General features: G+C 71.1%; 30 protein-coding genes and 1 riboswitch. Of the genes, 14 read left to right on the top strand and 16 right to left on the bottom strand.

All coding sequences use genetic code 11. The features are described 5' to 3' along the window. Positions 1-38: 38 nt before the first annotated feature. The 6 genes from ACFU9P_RS23645 to ACFU9P_RS23620 form a co-directional block, all read right to left on the bottom strand. Complete coding sequence (locus ACFU9P_RS23645) at positions 39-611, bottom strand: peptidase inhibitor family I36 protein (protein ID WP_376380284.1); 573 nt, start codon at positions 609-611, stop codon at positions 39-41. A 247-nt stretch (positions 612-858) separates the two neighbouring features. Further along, positions 859-1,653, bottom strand: a complete 795-nt coding sequence (locus ACFU9P_RS23640; protein WP_384084043.1) for an SGNH/GDSL hydrolase family protein — start codon at positions 1,651-1,653, stop codon at positions 859-861. A gap of 117 nt (positions 1,654-1,770) precedes the next feature. Then, positions 1,771-2,784 carry a hemolysin family protein gene (locus ACFU9P_RS23635; protein ID WP_376380510.1) on the bottom strand — a complete coding sequence of 338 codons (1,014 nt, stop codon included), beginning with the start codon at positions 2,782-2,784 and terminating at the stop codon, positions 1,771-1,773. Beyond that, positions 2,784-4,157 (bottom strand): hemolysin family protein, encoded by a 1,374-nt coding sequence (locus ACFU9P_RS23630; RefSeq protein ID WP_384084040.1) that lies wholly within the window; start codon positions 4,155-4,157, stop codon positions 2,784-2,786. Before ACFU9P_RS23630 ends, ACFU9P_RS23635 begins: the two co-directional genes overlap by 1 nt. Positions 4,158-4,235: 78 nt before the next feature. Beyond that, the gene (locus ACFU9P_RS23625; RefSeq protein WP_384084037.1) at positions 4,236-4,661 is read right to left on the bottom strand and encodes a GNAT family N-acetyltransferase; all 426 of its coding nucleotides are present in this window, start codon (positions 4,659-4,661) and stop codon (positions 4,236-4,238) included. A gap of 71 nt (positions 4,662-4,732) precedes the next feature. Then, positions 4,733-5,611 carry a TIGR03621 family F420-dependent LLM class oxidoreductase gene (locus ACFU9P_RS23620; protein ID WP_384084034.1) on the bottom strand — a complete coding sequence of 293 codons (879 nt, stop codon included), beginning with the start codon at positions 5,609-5,611 and terminating at the stop codon, positions 4,733-4,735. Positions 5,612-5,702: 91 nt separating this feature from the next. Between ACFU9P_RS23620 and ACFU9P_RS23615 the strand changes: the two genes are divergently transcribed. Together ACFU9P_RS23615 and ACFU9P_RS23610 are read left to right on the top strand one after the other, a co-directional pair. Next, entirely contained in the window at positions 5,703-5,930 is a 228-nt protein-coding gene (locus ACFU9P_RS23615) for an antitoxin (RefSeq protein WP_376380298.1), read from the top strand. Next, positions 5,927-6,298 carry a fic family toxin-antitoxin system, toxin component gene (locus ACFU9P_RS23610; protein ID WP_376380301.1) on the top strand — a complete coding sequence of 124 codons (372 nt, stop codon included), beginning with the start codon at positions 5,927-5,929 and terminating at the stop codon, positions 6,296-6,298. Before ACFU9P_RS23615 ends, ACFU9P_RS23610 begins: the two co-directional genes overlap by 4 nt. Before the next feature lie 49 nt (positions 6,299-6,347). On the opposite strand, the gene bioD is transcribed toward ACFU9P_RS23610, so the two are convergent. Genes bioD through bioB form a run of 3 tightly spaced genes read right to left on the bottom strand, consistent with a single transcriptional unit; the run spans position 6,348 to position 9,573 of the window. Further along, entirely contained in the window at positions 6,348-7,097 is a 750-nt protein-coding gene (gene bioD / locus ACFU9P_RS23605) for a dethiobiotin synthase (RefSeq protein WP_384084029.1), read from the bottom strand. A 3-nt stretch (positions 7,098-7,100) separates the two neighbouring features. After that, complete coding sequence (locus ACFU9P_RS23600; RefSeq protein ID WP_384084026.1) at positions 7,101-8,390, bottom strand: adenosylmethionine--8-amino-7-oxononanoate transaminase; 1,290 nt, start codon at positions 8,388-8,390, stop codon at positions 7,101-7,103. Further along, entirely contained in the window at positions 8,383-9,573 is a 1,191-nt protein-coding gene (bioB, locus tag ACFU9P_RS23595; protein WP_384084024.1) for a biotin synthase BioB, read from the bottom strand. The genes ACFU9P_RS23600 and bioB overlap by 8 nt, the downstream gene beginning before the upstream one ends. 144 nt (positions 9,574-9,717) lie before the next feature. Here bioB and ACFU9P_RS23590 point away from each other — a divergent pair, with 144 nt between their 5' ends. Further along, positions 9,718-10,890, top strand: a complete 1,173-nt coding sequence (locus ACFU9P_RS23590; RefSeq protein ID WP_384084021.1) for an 8-amino-7-oxononanoate synthase — start codon at positions 9,718-9,720, stop codon at positions 10,888-10,890. Here ACFU9P_RS23590 and ACFU9P_RS23585 read toward each other — a convergent pair. Both ACFU9P_RS23585 and ACFU9P_RS23580 read right to left on the bottom strand, forming a co-directional pair. Beyond that, on the bottom strand, positions 10,880-11,185 hold the full coding sequence (locus ACFU9P_RS23585) for a DUF397 domain-containing protein (RefSeq protein WP_376380314.1): 306 nt from the start codon (positions 11,183-11,185) through the stop codon (positions 10,880-10,882). The two genes, ACFU9P_RS23590 and ACFU9P_RS23585, sit on opposite strands and share 11 nt — an antisense overlap. A gap of 8 nt (positions 11,186-11,193) precedes the next feature. Then, positions 11,194-12,048, bottom strand: a complete 855-nt coding sequence (locus ACFU9P_RS23580; RefSeq protein WP_376380317.1) for a helix-turn-helix domain-containing protein — start codon at positions 12,046-12,048, stop codon at positions 11,194-11,196. A 262-nt stretch (positions 12,049-12,310) separates the two neighbouring features. On the opposite strand from ACFU9P_RS23580, the gene ACFU9P_RS23575 reads away from it, so the two are divergent. Continuing rightward, positions 12,311-12,742: an ATP-binding protein gene (locus ACFU9P_RS23575; RefSeq protein WP_046494630.1), complete on the top strand. Its 432-nt coding sequence runs from the start codon at positions 12,311-12,313 to the stop codon at positions 12,740-12,742. Between the two features lie 182 nt (positions 12,743-12,924). On the opposite strand, the gene ACFU9P_RS23570 is transcribed toward ACFU9P_RS23575, so the two are convergent. From ACFU9P_RS23570 to ACFU9P_RS23560, 3 genes are all read right to left on the bottom strand, one after another. Then, entirely contained in the window at positions 12,925-13,398 is a 474-nt protein-coding gene (locus ACFU9P_RS23570; RefSeq protein WP_376380321.1) for a C40 family peptidase, read from the bottom strand. 3 nt (positions 13,399-13,401) lie between these two features. Further along, positions 13,402-13,594, bottom strand: a riboswitch (cyclic di-AMP (ydaO/yuaA leader). Positions 13,595-13,927: 333 nt separating this feature from the next. Continuing rightward, complete coding sequence (locus ACFU9P_RS23565; RefSeq protein WP_384084016.1) at positions 13,928-14,236, bottom strand: hypothetical protein; 309 nt, start codon at positions 14,234-14,236, stop codon at positions 13,928-13,930. Positions 14,237-14,243: 7 nt separating this feature from the next. Further along, on the bottom strand, positions 14,244-14,897 hold the full coding sequence (locus ACFU9P_RS23560) for an ATP-dependent Clp protease proteolytic subunit (protein ID WP_384084014.1): 654 nt from the start codon (positions 14,895-14,897) through the stop codon (positions 14,244-14,246). A 71-nt stretch (positions 14,898-14,968) separates the two neighbouring features. Between ACFU9P_RS23560 and ACFU9P_RS23555 the strand changes: the two genes are divergently transcribed. Next, entirely contained in the window at positions 14,969-15,286 is a 318-nt protein-coding gene (locus ACFU9P_RS23555) for a type II toxin-antitoxin system Phd/YefM family antitoxin (protein ID WP_376380330.1), read from the top strand. A gap of 115 nt (positions 15,287-15,401) precedes the next feature. Here ACFU9P_RS23555 and ACFU9P_RS23550 read toward each other — a convergent pair whose 3' ends face one another. Then, positions 15,402-16,409 (bottom strand): ABC transporter permease, encoded by a 1,008-nt coding sequence (locus ACFU9P_RS23550; RefSeq protein ID WP_384084010.1) that lies wholly within the window; start codon positions 16,407-16,409, stop codon positions 15,402-15,404. Positions 16,410-16,518: 109 nt separating this feature from the next. On the opposite strand from ACFU9P_RS23550, the gene ACFU9P_RS23545 reads away from it, so the two are divergent. From ACFU9P_RS23545 to ACFU9P_RS23510, 8 genes are all read left to right on the top strand, one after another. Next, entirely contained in the window at positions 16,519-17,157 is a 639-nt protein-coding gene (locus ACFU9P_RS23545) for a TetR/AcrR family transcriptional regulator (RefSeq protein ID WP_384084007.1), read from the top strand. 136 nt (positions 17,158-17,293) lie between these two features. Then, positions 17,294-17,596 carry an urease subunit gamma gene (locus ACFU9P_RS23540; protein ID WP_376380338.1) on the top strand — a complete coding sequence of 101 codons (303 nt, stop codon included), beginning with the start codon at positions 17,294-17,296 and terminating at the stop codon, positions 17,594-17,596. Between the two features lie 13 nt (positions 17,597-17,609). Next, positions 17,610-17,921 carry an urease subunit beta gene (locus tag ACFU9P_RS23535; protein ID WP_376380341.1) on the top strand — a complete coding sequence of 104 codons (312 nt, stop codon included), beginning with the start codon at positions 17,610-17,612 and terminating at the stop codon, positions 17,919-17,921. After that, on the top strand, positions 17,914-19,635 hold the full coding sequence (locus ACFU9P_RS23530; RefSeq protein ID WP_376380344.1) for an urease subunit alpha: 1,722 nt from the start codon (positions 17,914-17,916) through the stop codon (positions 19,633-19,635). The genes ACFU9P_RS23535 and ACFU9P_RS23530 overlap by 8 nt, the downstream gene beginning before the upstream one ends. Beyond that, the gene (locus tag ACFU9P_RS23525) at positions 19,635-20,348 is read left to right on the top strand and encodes an urease accessory protein UreF (protein ID WP_384084003.1); all 714 of its coding nucleotides are present in this window, start codon (positions 19,635-19,637) and stop codon (positions 20,346-20,348) included. Before ACFU9P_RS23530 ends, ACFU9P_RS23525 begins: the two co-directional genes overlap by 1 nt. 330 nt (positions 20,349-20,678) lie before the next feature. After that, positions 20,679-21,356, top strand: a complete 678-nt coding sequence (ureG, locus tag ACFU9P_RS23520; protein ID WP_376380350.1) for an urease accessory protein UreG — start codon at positions 20,679-20,681, stop codon at positions 21,354-21,356. 11 nt (positions 21,357-21,367) lie between these two features. Then, positions 21,368-22,108 carry an urease accessory protein UreD gene (locus ACFU9P_RS23515; protein ID WP_384084247.1) on the top strand — a complete coding sequence of 247 codons (741 nt, stop codon included), beginning with the start codon at positions 21,368-21,370 and terminating at the stop codon, positions 22,106-22,108. Positions 22,109-22,318: 210 nt separating this feature from the next. Further along, the gene (locus ACFU9P_RS23510; protein ID WP_384084244.1) at positions 22,319-23,830 is read left to right on the top strand and encodes an alpha/beta hydrolase; all 1,512 of its coding nucleotides are present in this window, start codon (positions 22,319-22,321) and stop codon (positions 23,828-23,830) included. A gap of 81 nt (positions 23,831-23,911) precedes the next feature. Here the strand turns inward: ACFU9P_RS23510 and ACFU9P_RS23505 are convergent, their stop codons facing one another. Next, entirely contained in the window at positions 23,912-24,658 is a 747-nt protein-coding gene (locus tag ACFU9P_RS23505; RefSeq protein WP_384084000.1) for a lysophospholipid acyltransferase family protein, read from the bottom strand. Between the two features lie 223 nt (positions 24,659-24,881). Between ACFU9P_RS23505 and alsS the strand changes: the two genes are divergently transcribed. Then, positions 24,882-26,576 carry an acetolactate synthase AlsS gene (gene alsS / locus ACFU9P_RS23500; RefSeq protein WP_384083997.1) on the top strand — a complete coding sequence of 565 codons (1,695 nt, stop codon included), beginning with the start codon at positions 24,882-24,884 and terminating at the stop codon, positions 26,574-26,576. Positions 26,577-26,580: the final 4 nt, after the last annotated feature.

The following is a 26,580-nucleotide window of genomic DNA, read 5'->3' as shown; positions in this document are numbered from 1 at the left end:
GATTTCCGCAGCCGCCGGCGTCGGCGCTGATGTCGGTGTCAGGCGGCGACTGAGCTGGCCCAGTCGTTATAGGCGCCGAGATTCGAGCTGTAGGAGTTGGGGCTGAGCGAGATCTGACCGCCCCTGCCCCCCTCGTCGGCGGCCAGCCAGGCGTACGAATTCGACTGCCTGTTCCGCCATGACGATGTCTGGTCGTTGAAGCCGTACTCGTTGAGGTTGTGCCAGTAGTAGTCGTTGAAGATCAGCCGGCGTCCGCCGCCGTTCGTGTGCTCGTACAGGCATGTCCAGCCGTCGGCGCAGGCCGGCAGTGCCTTGGCGCCGGCGGCCCTGGCGCCACGCAGCAGCGGATCGGCGGCGCGGGAGTAGCCCAGCGCCTTGTCCGCTTCCGTGTGCGCCTTGAAGCAGCGCACCGAGGTCAGGGAGTACACGACGCAACTGCGGGCGTTGCCCCAGCCGTCGTGCTTGAGGTTGACCTTCTTCTGTCCGAAGGCGGCGACGGCGCCGTCCACCGCCGAGCCGGCCTTGCCTGCGCGGACCTGGACCTCCGTGGCCGATGCCGTCGGCACCGGACCGGCGAGCAGCGCGCCGACCCCTGCCAGTGCCGCGGCCACTAAGACGGAACTGTATTTCTTCACTGTTTCCCCCAGATCGGAATCTCACCGGACCAGTCGCCCTGTGGTCAGTCAGGGCATGGCATTCTTCTGGCCCGTCAATCCTGTCGACATGTTCCACTAAACGGTGCGGTGCAATGTCCGTCAATAGCCCGGCAAAATATTGGTCAGGAACAAGCCATTCCCGGACTCCCATTCGAGCCGGGGTTCAGGAATTCCAGTTCGGCATTCGCCTATTAGTTCGTTCTCAGTCGCCGGACGGGCTGAGTATTTGCGCCTCGTAAGGCAGCAGCTCCGGGCGTTTGGGGGATCTGCCGTCGCCGGACGAGCGGCCGGTCACCCGGCGTGCGATCCACGGCCCGAGATGCTGTCGCGCGAACCGTACGTCGCTCGCCCGCTGTGTCAGCCACCGTACGGGCTCGGCCGGCGGCAACTCAGCACGCCAGTCGCCCTCCGCGGGCAGCCCCAGTGTCTGCCAGACCGCCTCGGCGACCCGCCGGTGGCCCTCCGCCGTCAGATGCAGCCGGTCGGTGTCCCACAGCCGCTGGTCGCCGAGCGCGGGCGCGCCGTACAGATCGACGACCAAGGCGCCGTGCCGTACCGCCAGTTCGTCCACACACGCGAACAGCTCCTCCATGCGCGGCCGGAAACGCTCCATCACCGGTCCGTTCCGCCCCGGGCTGCGCATCAGGACGAGCCGGCCGCAGGACGGGGCCAGCTTCTCCACGGCTTCGGTGAGCAGTCCGCGTACCCGGCCCATGTCGCAGTTCGGCCGCAGCGTGTCATTGAGGCCGCCGACCAGCGTCACCACATCCGCGCCCATGGCCGCCGCGGCGTCCACCTGCTCGTCGAGGATCTGGCCGATGAGCTTGCCGCGTACGGCGAGATTCGCGTAGCGGAAACCGGGGGAGCGGGCGGCGAGACGTCCGGCGAGGACATCCGCCCAGCCGCGGTACGAGCCGTCGGGGAGGAGGTCGGACATGCCCTCGGTGAAGGAGTCACCGACCGCCACAAGGCTGGTGTAGTTGGCATTCATCTGCATGGCGGGCCGATCGTACCGCGCGGTACGTTCACCCGATCAGCGGCCCCGGACCAGGCCCCGGACCACGCCCCGCACCGGGCGCCGGCCCTCCGCCGCACGCCTCGCCCGCGTCGCCGCTCACGCGTGCCTGCCCACCAGTTGGCGCAGTACGTCCTCCATGGTCACCAGGCCCGCCAGCCTGCCGTCGGCGTCCAGGACCGCCGCGAGATGCGTACGGCTGCGCCGCATCGCGGTCAGGACGTCGTCCATCGGGGTCGATGCCCGTACCCGTGCGATCGCGCGCATCGCGGAGACCGGGAACGGCTCGTCGCGCGGAGCAGCGTCCAGCGCGTCCTTCACATGGAGATAGCCCAGGATCCGACGGGTGGCGTCCACCACCGGGAAGCGGGAGAAACCGGACTCCGCCGACAGCCGTTCCAGCTCCTCGGCGGTGACCCCGAGCCGGACGGACACCACCTGCTCCAGCGGCATCACCACATCGCTGACCGGCCGCCGCCCCAGCTCCAGCGCGTCGTGCAGCCGCTCGGTGGCGCGGTCGTCGAGCACTCCGGCATGGCCGGCGTCCGTGACCAGCCGGGACAGTTCGTCGTCGGAGTACGTGGCCAGCACCTCGTCCCTGGTCTGCACCCGGAGCAGCTTCAGCAGACCGTTGGCGAAGGCGTTGACAGTGAAGATCACCGGCCGCAGCGCCCGCGCCAGCGCCACCAGCGGCGGCCCGAGCAGCAGGGCGGCCCGCGCCGGTTCGGCCAGCGCCACATTCTTCGGGACCATCTCGCCCAGCAGCATGTGCAGATAGGTCGCCAGGACCAGTGCGATCACGAACGAGACCGGATGCACCAGGCCGTGCGGCATCCCGACGGCATTGAAGAAGGGCTCCAGGATGTGCGCGATGGCGGGTTCGGCGACGATGCCCAGCACCAGCGTGCACAGGGTGATGCCGAGTTGCGCCGCCGCCAGCAGCGCCGACACGTGCTCCAGTCCCCAGACGACCGCGCGCGCCCGCCGGTTGCCCGCCTCGGCCGCGGGCTCGATCTGGCTGCGCCGTACGGAGATCAGGGCGAACTCGGACGCGACGAAGAAGGCGTTGACGACCAGCGTCAGCAGACCGACGAAGAGCTGGACGGCGATGATCATCCGTGTCCACGCTCCTCGTTCTCCCCGGTGCCCTCTTCCTCGTGTTCCTGTTCGTCCTCGGGCAGCCTGACCGGCGCGTGGAGCAGCAGCCGGGCCGCGCGCCGGCCGGTGGCGTCCACGACCTCCAGCAGCCAGCCGCCGAGGGCGAGCCGGTCGCCCACGATGGGGATACGGCCCAGCTCCGTGGCGACCAGCCCGGCGAGCGTCTCGTACGGCCCTTCGGGCATCCGCAGCCCGACCGTCCGGAGCTGGTCGGCGCGCGCCGCGCCGTCCGCCGACCAGAGCGCCCTGCCCTCCGCGTCCTGGCCCACCGGCGCCAGATCGGCGGCCTCCTGCGGATCGTGCTCGTCGCGTACCTCGCCGACGATCTCCTCCACGATGTCCTCCAGCGTCACGACCCCCGCGGTTCCTCCGTACTCGTCGATGACGACGGCCATGGTGAGGCCGCCCGAGAGCCGGTCCAGCAGCCGGTCGACGGTCAGCGTCTCCGGCACCAGCAGCGGTTCGCGTATCAGGTCGGCGACCGGGAGGCGGTGGCGCCGCTCGGCGGGGACGGCCAGGACGTCCTTGATGTGCGCGATGCCGACGACCGTGTCGAGACCGTCCCGGTAGACGGGGAAGCGCGAGAGGCCGCTGGCGCGGGTGGCGTTGGCGACGTCCTCGGCGGTGGCCCGTACATCGAGGGCCATGACCCGCACCCGGGGCGTCATCACGTTCTCCGCCGTGAGCGCGGCCAGGCTCAGGGTCTTCACGAACAGCTCGGCGGTGTCCTGCTCCAGCGCGCCCTCCTTCGCGGAGTGCCGCGCCAGGGCGACCAGTTCCTGCGGGCTGCGGGTGGAGGCCAGCTCCTCGGTGGGCTCCAGGCCGAGGCCGCGCACGATCCGGTTGGCGGTGTTGTTGAGATGGCGGATGAACGGGCTGAAGGCGGTGGAGAAGTACCGCTGCGCGGGGCCCACCGTTCTGGCGACGGCCAGCGGCGACGAGATCGCCCAGTTCTTGGGGACGAGTTCACCGACGACCATCACGAAGGCCGTCGACAGGCCCGTACCGATGACCAGCGCCACCGAGGACGCGACCGACGGCGACAGGCCCACGGCCTCCACGGGACCACGGATGAGCTTTGCGATCGACGACTGGGCGAGCATGCCGATGACCAGATTGGTCACGGTGATACCGAGCTGGGCGCCGGAGAGCTGGAAGGTCAGACTCCGCACGGCCTTCAGCGCGCCCACCGCACCGCGCTCACCGCGCTCGGCGGCCCGTTCGAGATCGCCGCGCTCGACGGTGGTGAGGGAGAACTCCGCCGCGACAAAGGCCCCGCAGAGGAGCGACAGCAGGATCGCCACCAGGAGCAGCAGCACTTCGGTCATCGGTTCACCTCGGTCCCATGGTCGATCAGTGAACGAAGGACCGCGCGGCGTCGCCGCCGGGAGGTGCGTTCAGATGCGTCAGCCGTCGAGCCGCTTCACCCACCGGGTCCACTGCCCCTGAGGGGCGTAGCCCGCCGCCCGCCAGGCGCGGTGCGCCCGCTCGTTGCGGTCCAGCACCATCGCGTCGCCGCGCCGCCCGCCCAGCCGTACGAAACGCGCCTCCGCCGCCGCGATCAGCGCCCGGCCGATCCCGAGGCGCCGCTGGTCCGGGTGCACGGCGAGCCGGTAGAGATGACAGCGCCAGCCGTCGAACCCCGCGATCACCGTTCCGACGACCGCCCCGCCGCGCTCGCCCAGCATCAGCGCTCCGGGATCGCGTGCCACGAGTCCCTCGATCCCTTCGCGGTCGTCCGTGATGCTGGTGCCCTCGGCTGCGGTCTTCCAAAAGGCGAGGACCGCGTCGAGATCCGCCGGTGCGGCGGCCCGTATCCGTAGATCGTCCATGCGGGCATCCCACCACCGGCCGGGGCGTGCTGGCGAACGGATTCCTGGGCGGGTACGCGCGTGGGTACGGGTCAGTCGCCCCGTAGCTCCTCGATCACCGGGGCGAACGCCTCCATGTACGGGTCCAGGACCGTCAGATAGCTGAAGCCGAAGCGGGCGCGGCGCTCGCGCAGGAGGGCCGCGATCTCCTTCGCGGTGCCGACAGCGATCAGCGGGAGGTCGAGGATCTCCGCTTCCGACAGGTCCGGCACCAGCGGGCGCAGGCCCTGGACCGCTGCTTCCGGGTCGGTGGTGACGGTGACCAACTGGAGCAGCAGATTCAGCTCCGCGGGTTCCGCGCGCCCCGCCGCGAAACCCTGATACGCGGCGACGCGCTCGTCGAGTTCCTCGGCGGTGAGCACCCGGATGCCGTCCTCGGTGCTCCGGCCCCCGGTGAACGCCGCGATCTCCGCGCGCTCGGCGGCCAGCCGCAGCACCCGGTCCCCGTTACCGGCGATCAGCAGCGGCGGCCGGGGCCGCTGGGCCGGGCGCGGCAGATGGGTGTCGTCGGCCAGGAACCGGTCCAGCTCGTCGACCGTACGGCGGAGCAGATCGACGCGTTCGCGGGGCGGCAGGAACTCCAGACCCGCCCGGTCGTGCTCCTCCCGCACATAACCCGTGCCGATCCCGACCTCCAGCCGGCCGCCGGTCAGCGCGTCCGTGGTCGCGATCTCGCGCGCCAGCAGCGCCGGGTTCCAGAAGGCCGTGTTGAGTACGAAGGTCCCCAGCCGGGGCCGCTCGGTCGCCTCCGCGGCGGCCACCAGCGCGGGGAAGGGCGCGACCATGCCGAGATGGTCCGGCACCAGGATCACGTCGTAGCCGAGTTCCTCCGCCCGCGCGCAGCGCCGGCGCCAGACCTCGCCGGCATCGGGCGTCACCATGTTCACGCCGAAACGAAAGGGCCGCGTCATGGCGCCGAGCGTAGGGGCCGGGTGCCGGGGCCGGCAGGCCGCCGTGCCGGCCCCGCTTGCCCTGCTAGCACTCCTGCGCTAGCTTGGTCGGATGGCAAAGACCCAGCTCAATGTGCGGGTGGAGGACACCACCGCCGAGACCGCGCGGCGACTGGCCTCGCAGCGCGGCATGAGTGTGAACCGGTATATCGAAGAGCTGGTCAGACAGGACGAGGGCGAGGCCGGTCGTACGTTCGTCGAGTCCGCGGCCGACTTCATGAAGCAGTACGCAGCGGTCTTCACCGAGGAGTTCGGCGCGGAGCGCGAAGGCGCGCGTTGACCCTTCGGATCGAACTTTCGTGGCTCCTCATGGTCGCGGAGCACAACACACCCGGTGACCCGGAGGTCACCGACTGGGGAGCCCTTGTCGCCGCCGTCAGCCGCCATGAGGCGGAGATATTCGGCACCCCCGTCTACGCCGACGCGCCCGCCCGCGCCGCCGCCCTGCTGCAACTGCTGCTCCATGTGCCGGCGCTGGAGCGCTCGAACGCGCTGTTCGCCTCCGCCGTGGCGTACGCGTATCTCGTCGCCAGCGGGCTGAAGGTCAGCACCTCGCCCGAGCAGGTGCGCGATCTCGCCAAGCTGGTCAAGGACGGCACGGCCGATGTGCGCGCCATCGCCGACGAACTGCGTGCCTGGAGCGTCTGAGCAACGGGAGCCGCTGAGCCGCGGGCCGGCTGGTCAACGGCCCGCGCTGTCAGTACGGCTTCCCGGCTGCCGCTCCGAAGCCCACCGCTCCGAAGCCCGCGGCGAACCGCCCCGCGTCCCAGTCCCCGTCCAGCCGGGGCGCCAGCCACCCCGCCGCCCGCGCCTGGAACGCACCGGGCTCCAGCGCCCCCGCGCCCTCCGGTACGGCGCCGAGCAGCGGAGCCCCCGCCGCCTCCGGCAGATCCGTCAGATTGCAGCGCTCCGCGAGCCCCGGCGCGGCGGGCCAGCTCCCCACCACCACGCCCGCGAGCGTCAGTGCCCTCGCGCGCAGCGCCTCTGCGGTGAGCGCCGTCATATTGAGCGTGCCGAGCCCGGCGGGGACGACCATCAGGACCGGAGCCCCCAGCAGTCCGGCCACGTCCGCCAGCGTCCCGCCCGTCTCGTCGAACCGTACGAGCAGCCCGCCCGCGCCCTCGACCAGCACCAGATCGTGTTCCGCGGCCAGCTTCTCGGCCGCCTCGGCCACCTCCTCGGGGCTCACCGGCGCCGCCCCGGCGCGGCGCGCCGCCGTCGCCGGGGCCAGCGGCTCGGGGAACCGGGCCAGCTCGGCCGCCGTCACCGGACCCGCCAGCCGTACGACCTCCGCGGCGTCGCCGTGTCCGTCCGGGCCGACCCCGGTCTGCGCGGGTTTGAGGACCGCGACCGTACGCCCCCGGGCCAGCGCCGCCGCCGCGACCGCCGCCGTGACGACGGTTTTGCCGATCTCGGTGCCGGTCCCCGTCACGATCAGTACGGGCATGGCTCAGCCCTCCCGCGCCGCCGCGGCCACCGCGCGGCAGATCCGTGCGACATCGTCGTCCCCCGTCACATACGGGGGCATCGTGTAGACGAGATCGCGGAATGGCCGCAGCCAGACGCCCTCGCGCACCGCTGCCCGGGTCGCTGCCGCCATGTCCACCTCATGGTCGAGCTGGACGACGCCGATCGCGCCGAGCACCCGTACATCCCGTACACCCGGCAGGGACGCGGCCTCCGCCAGCCCGTCGCGCAGACCGGTCCCGATCCGTTTGACCTCCTGCTCCCAGTCCTGGCCGAGCAGCAGCTCGACCGAGGCGAGGGCGACGGCCGCGGCCAGCGGATTGCCCATGAAGGTCGGCCCGTGCGCCAGTACGGGCACCTCGCCCCGCGAGATGCCCTCGGCCACCCGCGCGGTGCAGAGCGTCGCCGCCATGGTGAGATAACCGCCGGTCAGCGCCTTGCCCAGACACATCACATCGGGGGAGACGGCTGCTTGATCCGCCGCGAAGAGCGTGCCCGTACGCCCGAAACCGGTCGCGATCTCGTCAAAGATCAGCAGCACCCCGTGTGCGTCGCACGCCTCCCGGAGCACTCGCAGATAGCGCGGGGAGTGGAAGCGCATCCCGCCCGCGCCCTGGACCACCGGCTCGACGACGACCGCCGCCAACTCGTCCGCGTGGCGCGCGATCAGCGCGCGCAGCCCGTCCGCGTAACTCTCCTCGTACTCCGCCGGCGGCGCGTCCGCGAAGATCTGCCGCGGCAGCACCCCCGACCACAGCCCGTGCATACCGCCCTCGGGGTCGCACACCGACATGGGCTGCCAGGTGTCACCGTGGTAGCCGCCCCGCCAGGTCAGCAGCCGCTGCTTCTCGGGTCGTCGCAGCGAGCGCCAGTACTGGAGGCACATCTTCACCGCGACCTCGACCGCCACCGAGCCCGAGTCGGCCAGGAACACATGGCGCAGCGGCTCGGGAGTGATGTCGACCAGCAGGGCGGCGAGCCGTACGGCGGGCTCATGGGTGAGCCCGCCGAACATCACATGGCTCATCCGGTCGAGCTGTCCGCGCGCCGCCGCGTTGAGTTCGGGGTGGTTGTAGCCGTGGACCGCGGACCACCAGGAGGCCATGCCGTCGACCAACTCGCGCTGTCCGTGGGCGGGTTGGGCGAGCCGTAGCCGTACCCCCGACGCGGACTCCACGACCAGCGGCTCCGTGCGCCCCGGCATGGGACCGTACGGATGCCAGACATGGGCCCGGTCGAGGGCCAGCAGTTCGGCGGTGGACAGGTCAGGCATTGGGCGCCAGATCCGTCCCGGCACCCCGGCGGCGTACGGCGACCAGATCCGTACGGGCACCGGACGCCGGGCCGGCACCGGACGCCGGGCCCGTGCCGGACGCGGCGGCCGTACGGTCCTCGGAGGCAAGCGGCCCTTCAGCGGCCGGGGACTCGCCGCACGGCCCGCACCCGCCGTCCGCCCGGTGCTCCGGCAACGTCGTGGTGTCCGCGCCCTCCACCTCGAAGCCCGCGTCCGCGATCATCTCCAGGTCCGCCCTGCCCTCCTGGCCCTCGCTGGTGAGATAGTCGCCGAGGAAGATCGAGTTGACGAGATGCAGCGCGAGCGGCTGCATCGAGCGCAGATGCACCTCGCGCCCGCCCGCCAGCCTGACCTCCACATCCGGGCAGACGAACCGGGTCATCGCCAGAATCCGCAGACACCGCTGCGGGGTGAGGTTCCACTCCTCGGCGAGCGGCGTCCCCTCGAACGGGATCAGGAAGTTGACCGGCACCGAGTCCGGGTCGAGCGCGCGCAGCGAGAAGACCACATCGACCAGGTCCGCGTCGCTCTCGCCCATCCCGGCGATCAGCCCGGAACAGGCCGACAGACCCGCCGACTGCGCCTGCCGCACGGTGTCCACCCGGTCGGCGTAGGTGTGGGTGGTGGTGATGTCGCCGTACGTCCCCTCGGAGGTGTTGAGGTTGTGGTTGTACGCGTCGGCCCCCGCCGCGCGCAGCCGCTCCGCCTGACCCTCCGACAGCAGCCCCAGACAGGCGCACACTTCGACGCCCTCGTTCTGCTCCTTGATCGCCTCGATGGTCTGCGAGACCCGGTCCACATCACGGTCCGTCGGCCCGCGCCCGCTCGCCACCAGACAGACCCGCTTCGCCCCGCCCGCCACTCCGGCCGCCGCCGCCTTCGACGCCTCGTCGGGCTTCAGCCAGGTGTACTTGAGGATGTCCGCCTTCGAACCGAGCCGCTGCGAGCAGTACGAGCAGTCCTCGGGGCAGAGACCGGACTTCAGGTTCACCAGATAGTTGAGCTTCACCCGCCGCCCGAACCACTGCCGCCGCACCTTCCCGGCCGCGGCCACCACTTCGAGCAGATCGTCGTCGGAGGTCGCCAGTACGGCGAGCGCTTCTTCGCGGGTCGGCAGCTCGCGCCGCAAGCCCTTCTCCACCAGCGTGTTCAGCAGGTCCATGGTGCCGATCCTGGCCTACACGAGCACCCCGAAGCCAGGGAGGAACCCGACAACACCGCCGGAACGAAGTGTGTGCATGGCCACATCCTGACCCGGTCCCCACGCGGTTAAAGTCTGTGCGCACCCTACAAAAGGACCGCATCCATGGCGCAGGATCCGTTCGACTGGACCGACGACGAGGCGCGCCGCCGCGAGCGGGCGGGCCTGGTCCGTACGCTCAGGCCGCGCCCGGCCGAGTCGGACCTGCTGGATCTGGCGAGCAACGACTATCTGGGGCTGGCCCGCCATCCGGCGGTGACCGGCGCGGCGGCTGAGGCGGCGCGCCGCTGGGGCGCGGGGTCCACCGGCTCCCGGCTGGTCACCGGCAGCACGGAGCTGCACGCCGAACTGGAGCGTGAACTCGCCGAATTCTGCGGCTTCGAGGCTGCCCTCGTCCTCTCCTCCGGCTACGCAGCCAATCTCGCCGCCCTCACAGCCCTCACCTCGCGCGGCTCCCTGCTCGTCTCCGACGCGGGCAACCACGCCTCGATCGTGGACGGCTGCCGGCTCTCGCGCGCCGAGACCGTGGTCGTGCCGCACGCGGAGCCCGAGGCCGTACGCAAGACCCTCGAAGCGCACCCGGGGCGGCGCTCGCTGGTGGTCAGCGACGCGGTGTTCTCGGTGGACGGCGACGCCGCGCCGCTCGCGGAACTGGCCGCGCTCTGCCACGGAGGGGGAGCCGCGCTGCTCATCGACGACGCGCACGGACTGGGGGTGCTCGGCGAGGGCGGCCGGGGCTCGGCGCACGCCGCGGGCATCGCGGGCGCGACGGGACTGGCCGTCACCCTGACGCTCTCCAAGTCCCTGGGCAGCCAGGGCGGCGCGGTCCTCGGTCCGGCCCGGGTCATCGAGCATCTCGTCAACGCCGCCAGGACGTTCATCTTCGACACCGGGCTCGCGCCGGCGGCCGTGGGCGGCGCGCTGGAGAGTCTGCGGCTGCTGCGCGCGGAGCCCGGCAGGGCGGACCGGGCTCGCGACGTGGCCCGGACGCTGCACCGGCGGCTGACCGGGGCGGGTCTCAGCACCGCGCCGCCGGACGCGGCGGTCGTGTCCGTACGGGCACCGTCCCCGGAGGCCGCCCTGCGGTGGGCCGCCGACTGCCGCGCCGGGGGACTCGCCGTGGGCTGTTTCCGCCCGCCGTCGGTGCCGGACGGGATCTCCAGGATCAGGCTCACCGCGCGCGCCGATCTGACGGAGGAGCAGATCGGCGCGGCGGTACGGACGGTCACGGCGACCGCACCCGAGGGCGCGGCCGGCGCCCCGCCGGTCAGTGCGTGAAGCTCTCCTCGCGCAGCGCGGAGACGAAGGACGTCCACGCGGCTGCCGAGAACGACAGATGCGGCCGGGTCACGTTCTTGGAGTCCCGTACGGCGAGGACGTCCGCGGCGGTACGGGCGGACTCGACGCAGTTGTTCGCCCCGGTGCTGCGGCTGCTGCGCCGCCAGACGGCGTCCGCGGCCAGGGGCGGCAGGGGGGACGCCGGACAGGCCGGGGAGGCCGTTGATGGGGTGGGGGATGTGCGGGGGGTGGAGGATGGAGTCTGGACAGGGGGCTGTGCGAGGTAAGCGGACATGATGCTCCCTACACGCCGTCACCGATCCCGGCGATGAGATCCAATGATTCTTCGGGCGGGAGGGCATGCGCCTGCATCGTACGGAACGCGGCGCAGTACGCCTCAAGGTCTTCTTTCCGTTCCAGATAGAGGCTATTCGTCAAATGGTCGAGAACGACCAAATCCAGATCAGCAATATGCGGGAATGAGAAGACAACGAAAGGCCCGCTGAGTCCGACATAGCCGCCCCCGGTGAACGGAAGCACCTGGAGACAGACCTGCGGCAGCGCCGCCAGCTCGGACAGCCGGCGGAGCTGACCCCGCATCACCCCGGGACCGCCCACCTCGCGCCGGAGCACCGCCTCGTCGAGTACGGCGTGCAGTTCGAGCGGCGCCGCGGAGTGCAGCACCTCCTGGCGGGCGAGCCGTACCTCCACCAGGGAGTCGACGGTCGAGGCCGGCAGGCCGTCCAGCGCGGCGCGGGTGACGGCACGCGCGTAGTCCGGCGTCTGGAGCAGTCCCGGCACCACCGAGGTCTCCAGCGTACGGGCCGAGGAGGCCTGGGACTCCAGGCTGATGAAGTCCCGGTACCGGGGCGGGATCACCCCGCCGTACGCCTTCCACCACCCCGGGCCGTTGTCCGAGATCCCCGCCAACGCGCCCAGCAGCGCCCGCAGTTGCGGATCGGCGATGCCCAGCGCGTCCAGCAGCGCCGCCAAATCCTCGTCCTTCACCCCGCTGACACCGGTCTCGATCCGGCTCACCTTCGACTGGTGCCAGCCCAGCAGCCGCGCCGTCTCGCCACTGGTGAGCCCCGCCCGCTGGCGCAGCCTGCGCAATTCCTCCCCGAGCCTGCGCCGGCGTACCGCCGGAATATGCCGCATGAGTAATTCCCTTCCCCGAACCGCTCCGGTAAGCGTCTCGTACACGCCAAGGGCGCCGCGGCGGAGAAGTTATCTTTTCGCCGCCCAAATACGGTCTCGCGTAGCAGAGTTCACCACTTTGAGCGACAGATATATGCAGATCTCGGTGGATCGGCGGTGTGAACGGCAGGATGAGTGGCACGCTGAGCACAGTCCGAGGCCGTCCGCGCAGTCATCCGCACTGCGCCGGAGTCAGGTCCGGCGGGAAAGGGACGGCGTCGCCATGGCAGACCATCAGGAAGCATCCATCACGCTGCCGAGCGATCCCGCGTCGGTACCGGCGGCCCGAAGATATGTCGCCGACCTGCTGACCGAGTGGGGTCTGCCGGGGGAGGCCGAGACGGCCGACGCGGTACGGCTGATCGTCTCGGAGCTGGCGACCAATGCCGTGCAGCATACCTTCGGTCAGTCGCCCACCTTCACGGTGGAGATCGTGCTCGACCGGGACGAACAGCTCAGGGTGGGGGTGACGGACAGTCATCCGCGCTGGCCGCAGCGGCTGCCCGCGGCCGTGCAGCAGGACAATGGGCGCGGCATGGTGATCGTCCGCTCGCTGACGGCGGAGGGCGGCGGACAGGTGACGGTGACACCGACCGCGGAGGGCGGCAAAACGGTCTGGATCGCACTGCCCTGGACGGTGCCGGTCCAGAGCTGATCCGTTCCGGGTTTCCGTACGGTCTTCCTCGTACGGTTCTGAACTCGGCGGTTCTGATCTGAACTCGACGGTTCTGAAGTCGACCGTCCTGGGTTCGAACGGTCCTGGGTTCGTACGGCATTGCGGGGGACTCCCCGGACCGGCCGGGCGCGCACCGGCCGGTCCGGGCATGTCGTGCCCGGTCAGTTCACCCGGCCGTACAGGACGCTCCGGGACCAGATGCGTTCGAGCCGTACGAGCGCACCGGTCTTCGGCGAGTGCCAGATTTTCCCGCGTCCGGCGTAGATGCCGACGTGGTAGACGTAGCCTCCCGAGTGGAAGAACACCAGGTCGCCCTTGCGCCGGTGGGAGGCCGAGATATGGCGCGTCTTGTTGTACTGCTGGTGAGCGGTGCGCGGGAGCTTCTTGCCGGCCTTCTTGAACGAGTAGAGCGTCAGGCCCGAGCAGTCGAAGCGGTGGGGCCCGGTGGCACCCCACTGATAGGGGGAACCCTCCTTGGAAGCGGCCACCCGGAGCGCTTTGGCCGCGCGTGTGGCGGCCTGGGCCTCGGGTGTGGCGCCGGGCGCCAGTATCGTGCCGCCGACCGCCGCGATCGTGAGGACCGACACGGCACCGGCCCGGGACAACAGTGACGGGACATTTGTCTGCGCATTCATCGCGCAACCCTTCGTCAGCCGCCTGTGAAGGATGACCTGTCGGGTTCGGACAGGCGAAGATGCCCGGCCGCGTCAGCGGCTTCACCCCAAGAGACGGCCTCGTAACGAACTGCGTGGCCGTCCCGTACTGCTCGGGTCCTCCACTCCTGCCGATCCACTCCTGTCGACCAGTCATCCGGAACGGCGGCAGGACTCGGCGTCCGCCCGGACCGCCCCGCCGTGGATGGCGGGGGCTTGTCGTCCCAGGGATCTTGGCGCGTAATCAGATGAATTCCGAGGAGAAACGACGCTATGTGAAGTTCGTCACGCCTGTTCCATATGGGTGGCGGAGCGGTGTGTCGTTCCGGGGCCCGGGACCGCGATGAGTGCCGTACCTGCAGGCAGTCGGGGTGTGCTTCGCGCGTCCGGCCGCCGTGCGCAACTTGACTCCCCTCGCGCGTCCCGCCGCGCCGTACGTCGTACGGGCCAAGCGTTCCCGTACGGACGCCCTCCATACGGGAACGGACGGGGGGTCATGGCGTGTCGGGGCTCATCCGGTGGCTTCGGGGGGCAGCGCCACGCGCCCGGCGCGCCGCTCGCCGTCCAGGACCCGCAGTGCGCGGGCCAGGGTCGCGCTGTGCAGCTCGGTCTCGCCCCGCATGTGCATCGCCGTCAGGGCGTCCCGCAGGGCCATGGCCTGGGCGGGCAGCGCCTGCGCCGCCCGCAGCGCGCTGTAGGTGTCTGCGCCGCGCGCCGGGTTGATCCGCCCCAGCAGATCGACGACCTGGAGGAAGCTGTCGACGAAGTCCCCCTCGGCGCGGGTCAGGGCGGGCAGCGGCGGAAGTTCCGGGGGCAGCATCGGCGCGTCACCGCCTGCCGGGAGAACCGAAGGGGTGGGCCGTGGCCAGGGACTTCTTGCGGTTCTGGACCACATGATCGACCAGACCGTACGCCTTGGCGTCGGCCGCGGTGAAGATCCGGTCCCGCTCGATGTCCTCGGCGACCTGCCGCTCGCTCCGGCCGGTGTGGCGCCCGAGCAGCGACGCGAGCAGGGCCCGCAGCCGCAGCAGCTCCTCCGCCTGGATCACCAGATCCGACGGCTGCCCCATGACCGGCTCCTCGATCGCGGGCTGCTGTACGACAACACGCGCGCCCGGCAGCGCCATCCGCTTACCGGGCGTGCCGGCCGCCAGCAGAAGGGCGGCGGTGGAGGCGGCCTGGCCGAGGCAGGTCGTCTCCACGTCGCAGGTGACGAGCTGCATCGTGTCGTAGATCGCGGACATGGCGCTGAGCGAGCCGCCCGGGGAGTTGATGTAGAGGCAGATGTCCCGGTCGGGCGCGGCGTATTCGAGATGCAGGAACTGCGCGATCACATCGTTGGCGGCGGTGTCGTCGACTGCGGTGCCGAGGAAGATGATCCGCTCGTCCAGGAGCTTGGAGTACGGATCGAGCGTGCGGAACCCGCCGGCGGTGCGCTCGGTGAACTCGGGCAGGACATAGCGGGCCGAAGGACGGTTCATCGCATACCTCTCCTCGTAGCTGTGGCCATGTAAAAAATGTACAGGACGTACAGGCCGTTATGATGGGGAGCATGGCCTACGAGATTCCGGTGACGCAAGCCCGGGCAGAGCTCGCCGATCTGATCAACCGCGTGGTGTACGGCGGTGAGCGAGTGGTCGTGACCCGGCACGGGAAGCCGCTTGTCGCGCTGGTCTCCGCCGCTGACCTGGAACGACTCGAAAGCGAGCGGGAGGTGGCGGAGGAGCGGGTGATCAGCGCGGTCTCGGCGATCCGGCCCGCGCCGTCCGCTCCGGGCGAACGGCGGCGTTTCGGTATCGCGGCCGAACACCGGCCTCCGGAGCACCGTTCCGAGCACCGGCCCTCCGAGCATCGCCCCGAGCGGGACTAGCCGGAGCGGGGCCGGTCGGAGCGGGACCGGCCGGAAAGGCCTTCGACGGAAAAGCCCTCGATCGCCGGACCGGCTGCTTGAGCCTGTCCGGCGATCGAGAGCTGATGCTGTGGGGTCAGCCCGCCAAGGCCGGTTTCGGGGTACGGGTCCCAGGCCCGGCGGGCGCGGGTGCGGGACGGCGGGCGCCGACCAGGACCGCCGCCAGACCGAGCACCGCCCACAGCGCGAGCGTCAGCAGCGCCGGCCCCGCCGCGGCGCCGTCGAAGAACGCCACCGAGCGGATCAGTGAGCCGCCCGCGCCCGGCGGCAGCCACTGGCCGATCATTCCGGTCGGCTCCGGCAGCAGCTCGGGCGCGCTCGTCATCCCCGAGAACGGATTGCCCAGCAGCACCACCAGCAGGCCCGAGACCCCGAGCCCCGCCTGTCCGATCAGCGCCGCGAGCCCGGCGGCCGCCGCGCCGATGGCCAGAACGGTCAGCCCGAACGCCCCGGCCTGCGCCCACCAGTCGCCGGTGATCACCCCCAGCCAGTTGTCCGCCAGGACGGTGGCGGTGATCCCGACCAGCGCCGCCGCGCCGGCCAGGGTGAACGCGGCCCGTGCGCCGCGCAGCCCCAGCAGGGTCACCACCGCGCCCGACGCCACCCCCGCCAGCGACATCGGCAGGGCGCTCGCCCCCAGCGCGCTGCCCCTGGGATCCCCGGCGGGCGTCGGCACCACATCGGTCACCGGTATCTCCGTACCGGCCGGAGCCTGGGCGGTCACCGCCTGGGTGAGCAACTGGGCCACCACCGGGCTCGCCGCCGTCGCCGTCAGCAGCCGCGGCCCCTCCGGAGTGACCACCACCGCGCCGTATACGACCCGGTCCTCGATGGCCGTACGGGCGGCGGCCTCGTCCTCGTACCGGTGAAGCTCGAAGGCCCCCGCCTGCTCCGAGAACCCGCGTTCCAGCGGGGCCACGGCCTCGGCCGGGCCGGCCAGTCCGACCGGCAGGTCGCGCGGGGCGATACGGGCGGCGGGCCAGGCGAAGGCCCACAGGGCCAGTGCCACGGCGACGGGGATCAGGACCATCACCGCGATCATGCGCCGTGTTGTCGCGATACCGGACGGGGCCGGAGCGGACATGCTGCGCCTCGATTCAGCAAAGAGAAGGATCGTTCGTTTTGTTTGCGTCGCCACTGTCTCCGCCTGCCCGGCGCTTGTCAAGAAGGAATGTTCGTTTTACGTTGGCGCCATGGCCCGTGTATCCCAGGAACACCTCGACTCCCGCCGCCGCCAGATCATCGAGGGCGCCGCGCACTGCTTCGCCCGTAACGGCTTCCACGCCACGTCGATGCAGGACGTCCTCCGCGAGGTCGACCTCTCCGCCGGTGCCGTCTACCGCTACTTCAGCGGCAAGGAGGAGCTGATCGGGGCCATCGTCGCCGAGGTGCTGGATCTCATCAGGGACGCCTTCGAGGAGGCCGCGCTGCGCCGGCCGCCCGAGCCGCCGGACGCCCTGCTCGGCGAGGTGATGAGCCGGGTCCTGGGCGGTGCCGTCGTGCCGAAGTGGGAGACTCCGGCCGAGTTCGCGCGGCTGATGATCCAGGTGTGGGCCGAGACGCTGCGCAACAAGGAGCTGGCGGCGTTGCTGCGCGAAGGGTACGAGAGTGTGCGCGCGGCCTGGATCAAGGTCGTCGAGGCGTATCAGGAGGCCGGACTGATGCGCGCGGACATCCCCGCGGCCGATGTCGCCAGGACCATGATCGCCACCTGCCAGGGATTCGCCGCCCAGGAGGCGCTGTTCGGCGACGGCTCCCGCGAGGTGCCCGTCGAGGTGCTGCAGAACGGCATGCGGGGTCTAATGTCGATGGGCGGGCGGAAGATCAGTTAACGCGCCGGAAAAACGTGCGCCCTACCGTGCAAGGTTGGACCACGAGCATCCCGGTCGTGGTCCGGCAGAGCACCGACGTCGGCCGGGGTTCCGCTGCGCCCGGCCGCCACCGGGCCGGAGACGATGAGGTGGAAGCGTGCAACTGAGCCCGCACGAGCAGGAACGGCTGCTGATCCATGTGGCCGCGGATGTCGCGGCCAGGCGCAGGGCCCGGGGGCTGCGGCTCAACCACCCCGAGGCGGTCGCCCTGATCACCGCGCACATCCTCGAAGGCGCCAGGGACGGGCGTACGGTCGCCGAACTCATGGCGTCGGGACGGAAGGTGCTCTCCCGGGCCGATGTCATGGACGGCATCCCCGAGATGATCCATGACGTGCAGGTGGAGGCCACGTTCCCGGACGGCACGAAGCTCGTCACTGTCCACGACCCGATCGTCTGAGGAGGGCGCGCCGATGATCCCCGGAGAGATCCTGTACGCGGACGACCCCGTGGTCCTGAACGAGGGCCGCGAGGTCACCCGGCTCACCGTCCTCAACGCCGCCGACCGGCCCGTCCAGGTCGGCTCCCACTACCACTTCGCCGAGGTCAACCCGGGGCTGGAGTTCGACCGCGCCGCCGCGCGCGGCAAGCGGCTGCACATCGCCGCGGGCACCGCCGTACGCTTCGAGCCCGGCATCCCGGTCGACATCGCGCTCGTACCGCTCGCCGGACTCCGGGTCGTACCGGGCCTGCGGGGCGAGACCGGAGGGTCCCTCGATGACTGAGCTGTCCCGCGCCGTGTACGCGGATCTCTTCGGCCCCACCACCGGCGACCGGATCCGGCTCGCCGACACCGATCTGCTGGTCGAGATCGAGGAGGACCGCTCCGGCGGACCGGGCCGGGCCGGGGACGAGGCGGTGTTCGGCGGCGGCAAGGTGATCCGCGAGTCGATGGGCCAGTCCCGTACGACCCGGGCCGAGGGCGCGCCCGACACCGTGATCACCGGCGCCCTGATCATCGATCACTGGGGCGTCGTCAAGGCCGACATCGGGGTACGGGACGGCCGCATCACCGGCATCGGCAAGGCCGGGAACCCCGACACCATGGACGGCGTCCACCCCGATCTGGTCATCGGGCCCGAGACCGAGGTCATCGCGGGCAACGGGAAGATCGTCACCGCGGGCGCGATCGACGCGCATGTCCACTTCATCTCGCCGACCGTCGTCGAGCAGGCGCTGGCGACCGGAGTCACCACCCTCGTCGGCGGCGGCACCGGACCGGCCGAGGGCACCAAGGCCACCACCGTCACACCCGGACCCTGGCATCTCGCCCGCATGTTCGAGGCGTTGGAGACCTTCCCGGTCAATGTCGGGCTGCTCGGCAAGGGCAACACGATGTCGCGCGAGGCGATGCGGTCCCAACTGCGCGGCGGCGCCCTCGGGTTCAAGATCCATGAGGACTGGGGCGCCACACCCGCCGTCATCGACGCCTGTCTGAGCGTCTGTGACGAGTCCGGCGCCCAACTCGCCATCCACACCGACACGTTGAACGAGGCGGGCTTTGTGGGGGACACCCTCGCGGCCATCGCCGGACGCACCATCCACGCGTACCACACCGAGGGCGCGGGCGGCGGGCACGCCCCGGACATCATCACCGTCGTCGGCGAGCCGTACGTACTGCCCAGCTCCACCAATCCGACCCGGCCGCACACCGTCAACACCATCGAGGAACACCTCGACATGCTGATGGTCTGTCACCACCTCAACCCGGCGGTACCCGAGGACCTCGCGTTCGCCGAGTCCCGGATCCGGCCCTCCACCATCGCGGCCGAGGACATCCTGCACGACCTCGGCGCCATCTCGATCATCTCCTCCGACTCCCAGGCCATGGGCCGGGTCGGCGAAGTGATCACACGCACCTGGCAGACCGCGCATGTGATGAAGAAGCGCCGGGGCGCCCTGCCCGGCGACGGGCGCGCCGACAACCACCGGGCGCGCCGCTATGTCGCCAAATACACCATCAACCCGGCGGTCGCCCAAGGGCTCGACCACGAGATCGGCTCGGTCGAGACCGGCAAGCTCGCCGATCTGGTCCTCTGGGATCCCGCCTTCTTCGGGGTGAAGCCGCAGCTCGTCATCAAGGGCGGACAGATCGCGTACGCGCAGATGGGCGATGCCAACGCCTCCATCCCGACCCCTCAACCGGTGCTGCCGCGCCCGATGTTCGGGGCGCTGGGGCGGGCGGCGGCCTCAAGCTCGGTCAACTTCGTGGCGCAGGCGGCCCTTGAGGACGGGCTGCCCCAACGGCTCGGTCTGGCCAAGGAGTTCGTACCGATCGGCAACACCCGGCGGATCACCAAGGCCGATATGCGGGAGAACGACGCGCTGCCGCGGGTCGAGGTCGACGCCGACACCTTCACGGTGACCATCGACGGCGAGCCGGTCGAGCCCGCGCCCGCCGCCGAACTCCCGCTCGCCCAGCGCTACTTCCTGTTCTGATGAGCACGCCCCGGCCGCCCGTCGCGCCGCCGGTGCCCGCGGGCCGGGCCGCACTGCTGGTGCTCGCCGACGGGCGGTTCCCCGCGGGCGGCCACGCCCACTCGGGCGGCGCGGAGGCGGCCGTCAGGGCGGGGCGGATCCGCGACGCCGGGGACCTGGCCGCGTTCTGCCGGGGGCGGCTGCACACCACCGGGCTGACCGCCGCGGCACTCGCCGCGGCGGCGGCCAGGGGCCTCGACCCGCTGGCACTGGACGAGGCCGCCGACGCCCGGACGCCCTCACCGGCGCTGCGGGCCACCGCGCGCAGGCTCGGCCGGCAGCTCATGCGCGCCGCCCGCGCCACCTGGCCGGGCCCGGAGCTGGACGCGCTCGCCGCCGCCCGGCCGCGCGGCGCGCACCAGCCGGTGGTGCTCGGCCTCACCGCGCGCTCGGCCGGGCTCAGCCCCGAGGACGCCGCGCACTGCGCGGTGTACGAGACGGTCGGCGGGCCCGCCACCGCGGCCGTACGGCTCCTCAGTCTGGACCCCTTCGAGGCCACCGCCGTCCTCGCCCGCCTCGCACCCGACCTCGACCGGGTCGCGGGCCAAGCGGCGGAGTACGCGCGGCGCGCGGAGCAGGAGGGCACCGACGCACTGCCCGCCGCCTCGGCGCCGCTGCTCGACATCGGCGCCGAGGCCCACGCGGCCTGGCCGGTCAGGCTGTTCGCCTCATGACCGGCGCCCTAGGGCGTGTCCGCAAAGTCTCGCCTGGTCCGCGACGCCCGGCACGCACACTCTCCCCCGTAGCCTTAAGGGCACGGGAGGGACCCCCTCCGTTGTCGGAGTCGCTCAAGTACGTCCAGTACGAGAGCGATCCTCCGCCTTGCGATTGCACGCACCGCTGTGACATCAGCCGCTCCGCGGCGGGCGCGGACCCCGCCCTGCGGGCGGACGCCGATACTTTGCGGACACGCCCTAGCGGCAGACCGCCCCGTACCCCCCGCCCCGTACACCCGCCCGCGTACCCCCGGCCCTTCTCCGTACCGTCCCGACAGGAGTCGCCCCATGCATCTCGACCACAGTCACCAGGGTCCGGCCGCCGTCAGCGCCGATGCCGTACGGCCCGACGGCCGGCGGCGTGCGCTGCGGATCGGGCTCGGCGGGCCCGTCGGGTCGGGGAAGACCGCGGCCGTCGCCGCGCTCTGCCGGGCCCTGCGCGACCGGCTCTCGCTCGCCGTCGTCACCAATGACATCTACACCCGCGAGGACGCCGAGTTCCTGCTCAGGGAGGCCGTGCTGCCGCCCGAGCGCATCCAGGCCGTGGAGACCGGCGCCTGTCCGCACACCGCGATCCGCGACGACATCTCCGCCAATCTCGAAGCCGTCGAGGACCTGGAGGACGCGGCCGGACCGCTCGATCTGATCCTCGTCGAGTCCGGCGGCGACAATCTCACCGCGACCTTCTCCAAGGGCCTTGTCGACGCGCAGATTTTTGTCATCGATGTGGCGGGCGGCGACGACATCCCGCGCAAGGGCGGCCCCGGGGTCACCACCGCCGATCTGCTCGTCGTCAACAAGACGGACCTGGCGCCGTATGTCGGCTCCGACCTCGGCCGGATGGCCCGCGACGCCAAGGAGCAGCGCGGCGAACTGCCCGTCGCCTTCACCTCGTTGAAGGCACCGGACGGTGTGGGGCCGGTCACGGACTGGGTGCTCGGGCGCCTCGCCGACTGGACCGCGTGAGCGCCCACCGTATGAGCGTCCGCGCCACCGCCCGTATCGTCGCGACCCCCGCGGGACTTCCGGTGCTCGCGGGCGAGGGACCGCTCGCGCTGCGCCGTACCCGCGCCACCGGACCCGGCGCCCGGGTCACCGTCGTCGGCGCGATGAGCGCGCCCCTCGGCGGCGATCGGCTCGCGATCGAGACGGAGGTACGGGACGGCGCCCTGCTCACCGTGGACTCCGCCGCGGCCACCGTCGCCCTGCCGGGACGCGACGGCGAACCCGCCCACTACGACGTACGGCTGACCGTCGGCGAGCGCGCCGGGCTGAACTGGGTGCCGGAGCAGCTGATCTCCGCGTACGGCAGCGACCTCCGGATGCGTACCCGCGTCGAACTCGCCGCCACCGCCCGTCTGGTGCTCCGCGAGGAACAGATCCTCGGCCGCCACGGCGAGGAGCCCGGCACCCTGTCCACCCGGCTTACGGTGCTGCGGGCGGGCCGCCCGCTGCTCGACCAGGAGCTTTCGTACGGCCCCGGAGCCCCCGCGGGCTGGGACGGCGGAGCGGTCCTCGGCGGCCATCGCGCGGTCGGGCAACTCCTGCTCGTGGGAACGGAGTTCGAGGAGAAACCGGCTCTGCCGCGGCTGCTGGGGGAGACCGCCGTACTCACTCCGCTCGCCGGACCCGCCGTCCTGATCACGGCCGTCGCGCCGGACGCCCTGCGGCTCCGCCGTGTGCTGGACGAGGCGCTGCACAGCTCCGCGTACCGCTGAGCGGGACAGCACGCACCGGTTATTGGTTCGGTAAAGAAATGGCCGTACGGCCTGTTCCCGGCGATGCCGCAGACGGAAGGATCCCCAGGAGTCCCATCGAACGCGTTGCCGCAGGCAGCGAAACACAACAGGGGGAGGTTCCACTTGAGACGCACCGCAGTGCTCGGCTCGGCCGGCACTCTGCTCGCGGGCACGCTGATAGCCGGCGCCATGGCCGCTCCGGCGGCCAGCGCCGACGGACGCCACCACGGCGACCCGGCGGCGTACGGCGCCACGGTCGCCGCGGAACGGGCCGCGAAGGCGGGCATCGACTGGCAGGACTGTCCGGCCGACTGGTCACTGGAGAAGCCCATCCAGTGCGGCTATGTGAGCGTCCCGCTCGACTACACCAAGCCGAACGGCCGGCAGATCAAGCTTGCCGTCGACCGTATCGCCAGCACGGGCACCAAGGACCAGCGCCAGGGCGCGCTGATCTACAACCCCGGCGGTCCCGGTGGCTCCGGCATGGCGTTCCCGCGCCGCGTCGTCACCAAGAACGCCATCTGGGCGGACGCGGCGAAGGCGTACGACTTCGTGGGCTTCGACCCGCGCGGGGTCGGCCGCTCGACCCCCATCTCCTGTGTCGACCCGCAGGAGTTCGTCAAGGCGCCCAAGCTCGACCCGGTCCCCGACAGCGAGGCCGACAAGCGCGCCCAGCGCAAGCTCGCCGCGGAGTACGCGGACGGCTGCAAGGAGCGCAGCGGCTGGATGCTGCCGCACATGACGACGCCCAACACCGCCCGGGACCTGGATGTCATCCGGGCCGCGCTCGGTGAGAAGAAGCTCAACTACCTGGGCGTCTCGTACGGTACGTACCTGGGCGCCGTCTACGGCACGCTGTTCCCGACCCATGTGCGCCGGATGGTCGTCGACAGTGTGGTCAACCCGTCGAAGGAGAAGATCTGGTACCAGGCCAACCTGGACCAGGACGTCGCCTTCGAGACCCGGTTCCAGGACTGGATGAAGTGGGTCGCCCAGAACGACGCGGCCTTCCACATCGGCTCCACCCCCGCCGCGGTCGAGCGGCAGTGGGAGAAGCTGCGGGCCGCCGCGAAGAAGAACCCGATCGGCGGGGTCGTCGGTCCCGCCGAGCTGATCGGGCTCTTCCAGAGCGCCCCGTACTACGACTCCAGTTGGGTGCCCGTCGCCTCCGTCTGGAGCGACTACCTGGCCGGTGACACCCAGGCGCTCGTCGACGCCGCGGCCCCGGACCTGTCCGACACCAAGGGCAACGCCTCGGCCGAGAACGGCAACGCCGTCTACACGGCCGTCGAGTGCGCCGACGCGCAGTGGCCCACGAACTGGCGGACCTGGGACCGGGACAACACCCGGCTGCACCGGGACCACCCGTTCCTGACCTGGGCCAACGCCTGGATGAACCTGCCGTGCGCCACCTGGGGCGTCGAGCAGCAGACCCCGGTTCAGGTCAAGACCGGCAAGGGGCTGCCGCCGGTGCTGATCACGCAGTCCACGCGGGACGCCGCCACGCCGTACGAGGGTGCCGTCGAACTGCACAAGCGGTTCAAGGGCTCGCGTCTGATCACGGAGCGGGACGCCGGTTCGCACGGCATCACCAACCTGGTGAACCCGTGCATCAACGACCGGGTCAAGGCCTATCTGCTGACCGGCGCGCTGGACAGCGCCGATGTGACGTGCGGTCCGCACGCCACGCCGAAGCCGTAAGGCCGACAAGTACAAGTAGCGAGTGGGTAGTTGGGGGCGACCGGTCCTGCCAGGGCCGGTCGCCCTCTTTCCTCGGCCTTGTCAGCGCCGGCGCCGCAGGAACTTCCTCGGCTGCCCGGCCTCGTCCTGCTTGCCCTTGGCCTGTTTGTCCTTCGCCTGCTCGGCCTTCACCTCGGCCGCGTAGCGGTCCACGTACTCCTGCCCGGACAGTCCCAGGATCGCGTACATGATCTCGTCGGTGACCGCACGGACCGCCGCCCGCTCATGCTCCAGACCGGCGTAGCGCGAGAACTCCAGCGGCTCGCCGAACCGGATCGTCACCCGCCGGATGCTCGGTACGACCTGGCCGGGCGGCTGGATCTCGAACGTGCCGACCATGGCGCACGGCACCACCGGCACCTGCGCCCTGATCGCCATCACCGCGACCCCGACCTTGCCCTTGTAGAGCCGTCCGTCGTGCGAGCGGGTGCCCTCGGGATAGATCCCCAGCAGCTCGTCCCTGCCCAGCACCGCGAGCCCTTCCCTGATCGCCGCGCCTCCGGCCTCCTTGCCCGACCGGTCCACCGGGATCTGCCCGGCGCTGCGGAAGAAGAAGGCGGTCAGCCGCCCCTTGAGACCGGGGCCCGTGAAGTACTCGGCCTTGGCGAGGAAGGTGATGCGCCGCTTCAGGATCGCGGGCATCAGGAAGTGGTCGGAGAAGGAGAGATGGTTGCCCGCGACGATGGCCGGGCCGTGGGCCGGAATGTGTTCCAGGCCCTCGATCCGGGGCCGGAAGAGCAGCCGCAGCAGGGGCCCCAGCAGCACATATTTGAGGACGTAATAGAACACGGGATGCGCTCCTCACTGGCCCGACCGGCTCCCGGGCTGCCATTTTCCCAGGTCAGTGGGGGCTCCGGCGGGCAAGTGTATGTGCGGGGGCGCCGTGTGTCTGCGTGGCGGGGACGATGCCGGCCGGTCGGTCACTCGACGGGTGCGGTTCGTCGCCACCAGTGCTCAAGGTGTGCCCTTTTCGTCCCCAAAATAGAGTGGTCGGGGTGAGGAGGGCATCGCCATGGCCAGCAGCGTGAAGAACGTGAAGCAGGAAGAATCCGTACGCAGCGCACAGCGGGCGATCGAGACCGTCCAGTCGCAAGGTGTCCCGTTCATCTTCGGGGTGCCGGGAGCGAAGATCGACGCGGCCTATGACGTACTGGCCGATATGGGCCCGCAGTTGGTGGTCTGCCGGCATGAGCAGAACGCCGCGTTCATGGCGGCGGCGTTCGGCAGGCTCACCGGCACGCCGGGTGTCCTCCTGGTGACCTCGGGCCCCGGCACGGCCAATCTGGCGACCGGTCTGCTGACCGCCAACACCGAGCAGGATCCCGTGGTGGCACTGTGCGGCGCGGTCGGCCGGGAGAACAGGCTCAAGCGGACACACCAGTCGATGGACGCCGCCGCGCTCCTCAGGACCGTCACCAAGTTCACCGGCGAGGTCAGCGATCCGGACAATGTCCCGGAGACCGTCGCCAACGCCTTCCGCGCCGCCGCCACCGAGCCGCGCGGATCGGCCGCGGTGGTCCTGCCGTCCGACGTCCAGGCGGCCCCCACCACCGCCGGGATCACCCGGGCCCTGCCCGTACCGCCCATGGGCCCCGCTCCCGCGGAGGCCATCGAGCATGCGGCGAAGCTCATCCGCCGGGCACAGCGGCCGGTCCTGCTGGTCGGTATCCGGGCCGCCGACCCCGAGAGCTGCGCCGCGCTGCGGGCGCTGGTCGCGAAGACCGGGTTTCCGGTGGCCGAGACGTTCCAGGCCGCGGGCGTCATGTCCCGGACCCTGGAACGGCATTACGTCGGGCGCGTCGGCCTGTTCCGCAACCAGCCGGGCGATGTCCTCGTGGCCGAGGCGGATGTCCTGGTCACCATCGGGTTCGACCCCGTCGAGTACGACCCGGTCATGTGGAACGCCGACACGGCCCGTACGGTCGTCCACATCGACGCCCTCCCCGCGGCGATCGACAACCACTACGAGCCGGCCCTGGAGCTGCGCGGCACCGTGGCCGCGACCCTCACGGAACTCACCGGGCGGCTGGCCGGAGTGGCCCCGAGCGAGTCCTTCAAGGACGAAATCGCGCTCAGGCAAAGGGAACTGGCCGAGGTCGACGAGCGTGCCCGGGCCGCCGTACCGACGGGCGCCGGGCTCAATCCGGCGGCCGTGGTGCTGGATCTGCGGGACGCCCTGACCGACGACGCCACCGTCACCTGTGACATCGGATCCGTGTACATCTACATGGCCCGCCACTTCCGCGCCTACGAACCGCGCCATCTGCTGTTCTCCAACGGGCAGCAGACCCTGGGCGTCGCCCTGCCATGGGCCATGGCGGCGAGCATGGCCCGCCCCGGCACCCAGGTGGTGTCCGTATCGGGAGACGGCGGATTCCTCTTCTCCGCACAGGAGCTGGAGACCGCCACCCGGCTCGGGCTGACCTTCACCCATGTCCTGATGCGCGACAACACCTACGACATGGTGGGCTTCCAGGAAGTGCTCAAGTACGGCAGGAAGTCGGGCGTGCAGCTCGGCGACTACGACGTGGTGAAGTACGCCGAGGCCTTCGGGGCGCACGGCTACCGGGTCACGACCCAGGACGAGTTCGTCTCCGTACTGCGACAGGCGCTCGGCGAGGACGGCCCCTCCATCGTCGACGTACCGGTGGACTACAGCCACAACACCGATCTGGCCGCCCAGCTTCACGACGAGGTCTTCGAATGATGCC

It is taken from the genome of Streptomyces sp. NPDC057617, from assembly GCF_042800555.1.
Classification (GTDB): domain Bacteria; phylum Actinomycetota; class Actinomycetes; order Streptomycetales; family Streptomycetaceae; genus Streptomyces.
The sequence above is the reverse complement of the archived record's forward strand: the minus strand, read 5'-3'. Positions and strand labels throughout refer to the sequence as shown.

What these genes read in the sequence shown, in the direction of transcription:
- ACFU9P_RS23640 (WP_384084043.1), bottom strand. Translation starts at nt 1,653, where the DNA reads ATGCAGATGAATGCCAACTACACCAGCCTTGTGGCGGTCGGTGACTCC.
- ACFU9P_RS23630 (WP_384084040.1), bottom strand. Translation starts at nt 4,157, where the DNA reads ATGACCGAAGTGCTGCTGCTCCTGGTGGCGATCCTGCTGTCGCTCCTC.
- ACFU9P_RS23625 (WP_384084037.1), bottom strand. Translation starts at nt 4,661, where the DNA reads ATGGACGATCTACGGATACGGGCCGCCGCACCGGCGGATCTCGACGCG.
- ACFU9P_RS23620 (WP_384084034.1), bottom strand. Translation starts at nt 5,611, where the DNA reads ATGACGCGGCCCTTTCGTTTCGGCGTGAACATGGTGACGCCCGATGCC.
- ACFU9P_RS23615 (WP_376380298.1), top strand. Translation starts at nt 5,703, where the DNA reads ATGGCAAAGACCCAGCTCAATGTGCGGGTGGAGGACACCACCGCCGAG.
- bioD (WP_384084029.1), bottom strand. Translation starts at nt 7,097, where the DNA reads ATGCCCGTACTGATCGTGACGGGGACCGGCACCGAGATCGGCAAAACC.
- ACFU9P_RS23600 (WP_384084026.1), bottom strand. Translation starts at nt 8,390, where the DNA reads ATGCCTGACCTGTCCACCGCCGAACTGCTGGCCCTCGACCGGGCCCAT.
- bioB (WP_384084024.1), bottom strand. Translation starts at nt 9,573, where the DNA reads ATGGACCTGCTGAACACGCTGGTGGAGAAGGGCTTGCGGCGCGAGCTG.
- ACFU9P_RS23590 (WP_384084021.1), top strand. Translation starts at nt 9,718, where the DNA reads ATGGCGCAGGATCCGTTCGACTGGACCGACGACGAGGCGCGCCGCCGC.
- ACFU9P_RS23585 (WP_376380314.1), bottom strand. Translation starts at nt 11,185, where the DNA reads ATGTCCGCTTACCTCGCACAGCCCCCTGTCCAGACTCCATCCTCCACC.
- ACFU9P_RS23580 (WP_376380317.1), bottom strand. Translation starts at nt 12,048, where the DNA reads ATGCGGCATATTCCGGCGGTACGCCGGCGCAGGCTCGGGGAGGAATTG.
- ACFU9P_RS23575 (WP_046494630.1), top strand. Translation starts at nt 12,311, where the DNA reads ATGGCAGACCATCAGGAAGCATCCATCACGCTGCCGAGCGATCCCGCG.
- ACFU9P_RS23570 (WP_376380321.1), bottom strand. Translation starts at nt 13,398, where the DNA reads ATGAATGCGCAGACAAATGTCCCGTCACTGTTGTCCCGGGCCGGTGCC.
- ACFU9P_RS23565 (WP_384084016.1), bottom strand. Translation starts at nt 14,236, where the DNA reads ATGCTGCCCCCGGAACTTCCGCCGCTGCCCGCCCTGACCCGCGCCGAG.
- ACFU9P_RS23560 (WP_384084014.1), bottom strand. Translation starts at nt 14,897, where the DNA reads ATGAACCGTCCTTCGGCCCGCTATGTCCTGCCCGAGTTCACCGAGCGC.
- ACFU9P_RS23555 (WP_376380330.1), top strand. Translation starts at nt 14,969, where the DNA reads ATGGCCTACGAGATTCCGGTGACGCAAGCCCGGGCAGAGCTCGCCGAT.
- ACFU9P_RS23550 (WP_384084010.1), bottom strand. Translation starts at nt 16,409, where the DNA reads ATGTCCGCTCCGGCCCCGTCCGGTATCGCGACAACACGGCGCATGATC.
- ACFU9P_RS23545 (WP_384084007.1), top strand. Translation starts at nt 16,519, where the DNA reads ATGGCCCGTGTATCCCAGGAACACCTCGACTCCCGCCGCCGCCAGATC.
- ACFU9P_RS23535 (WP_376380341.1), top strand. Translation starts at nt 17,610, where the DNA reads ATGATCCCCGGAGAGATCCTGTACGCGGACGACCCCGTGGTCCTGAAC.
- ACFU9P_RS23530 (WP_376380344.1), top strand. Translation starts at nt 17,914, where the DNA reads ATGACTGAGCTGTCCCGCGCCGTGTACGCGGATCTCTTCGGCCCCACC.
- ACFU9P_RS23525 (WP_384084003.1), top strand. Translation starts at nt 19,635, where the DNA reads ATGAGCACGCCCCGGCCGCCCGTCGCGCCGCCGGTGCCCGCGGGCCGG.
- ureG (WP_376380350.1), top strand. Translation starts at nt 20,679, where the DNA reads ATGCATCTCGACCACAGTCACCAGGGTCCGGCCGCCGTCAGCGCCGAT.
- ACFU9P_RS23515 (WP_384084247.1), top strand. Translation starts at nt 21,368, where the DNA reads ATGAGCGTCCGCGCCACCGCCCGTATCGTCGCGACCCCCGCGGGACTT.
- ACFU9P_RS23510 (WP_384084244.1), top strand. Translation starts at nt 22,319, where the DNA reads ATGGCCGCTCCGGCGGCCAGCGCCGACGGACGCCACCACGGCGACCCG.
- alsS (WP_384083997.1), top strand. Translation starts at nt 24,882, where the DNA reads ATGGCCAGCAGCGTGAAGAACGTGAAGCAGGAAGAATCCGTACGCAGC.